Source organism: Microbacterium sp. HMWF026 (assembly GCF_003061325.1).
Lineage (GTDB): Bacteria > Actinomycetota > Actinomycetes > Actinomycetales > Microbacteriaceae > Microbacterium > Microbacterium testaceum_E.
This window is the reverse complement of sequence record NZ_QAJB01000336.1, coordinates 1-296: the sequence shown is the minus strand read 5'-3', so window position 1 is coordinate 296 and position 296 is coordinate 1. Positions and strand designations below refer to the sequence as shown.

Sequence of the window (296 nt, the reverse complement as noted above, 5' to 3'; positions counted from 1 at the left end):
CCCGCCACGAGCGGGATCCACCCCCGCAGCGCGGTGGGGATGGTCGAGGCGTCGACGACGACCGAGACGGCCAGGGCGGTGCCCGCCGGAGCCGTCCACGAGCGATCGAGCCGACCGCGCCCGGCCCGCTGATCGTCGGTCACGAGCAGCGACAGGTGCGGCCACCCCGCGGGGTCGGCCGTGACGGCGGCGACGACGTCCGCGTTGGTGGAGTCGGTGGTCTCAACGACCTGGACGCGGGGACTGTGGGCGGCGGCTCGCGGATATCCGGCGGCGGGGATCGGCATGAGCACACC

Annotated in this window: 1 pseudogene; it reads right to left on the bottom strand. The window is 75.3% G+C overall.

The annotated features are described in order from the left end of the window. Positions 1-296 (bottom strand): annotated as a pseudogene (locus DBR36_RS18435) (biotin--[acetyl-CoA-carboxylase] ligase); the annotation flags it as partial.